Source organism: Anaerotignum faecicola (assembly GCA_024460105.1).
Classification (GTDB): domain Bacteria; phylum Bacillota; class Clostridia; order Lachnospirales; family Anaerotignaceae; genus JANFXS01.
The window spans coordinates 1-537 of sequence record JANFXS010000129.1; the positions used below are offsets into that span (position 1 = coordinate 1).

1 protein-coding gene is annotated in these 537 nt (G+C 54.6%); it reads right to left on the reverse strand.

The window, feature by feature from the left end; translation table 11 throughout:
* On the reverse strand, positions 1-537 hold a 537-nt coding region (locus NE664_13100; protein MCQ4727570.1), incomplete at both ends, for a glutamine synthetase type III.

The following is a 537-nucleotide window of genomic DNA, read 5'->3' on the forward strand; positions in this document are numbered from 1 at the left end:
GTATCGAAATCCTCCGCCTTTTCCAGTATGTCAGCCGCTTCCTTAAATGCTTCCGCCGCAATGGTATTTAATACCACGTTCGGCGAGGAAATGGAATCGGAGGAGCCTACCATACGGAACTTGAACTTATTGCCGGTAAAGGCAAACGGTGATGTCCTGTTTCTGTCAGTGGCATCCTTGAAGAGATCCGGGAGCGTTCTGACGCCGGTCTTTAATGTGCCGCCCACCTTGGAATGAGTGGCCTCTCCGGTGCTGCAAAGCTGATCCACCACGTCCTCCAGCTGCTCGCCGATGAATACGGAAATAATCGCGGGCGGCGCCTCGTTGGCCCCCAGTCTATGGTCATTTCCCACGTCTGCCGCGGATTCGCGAAGCAGATCGGCGTGGCGGTCAACCGCCTTTAGGATACAGGAGAGCACCAGAAGGAACTGAATGTTCTCGTGGGGAGTCTCGCCTGGATTTAACAGGTTGATTCCATCCTCCGTAGTCAGGGACCAGTTGTTATGTTTGCCGGAACCATTGACTCCGGCAAAGGGC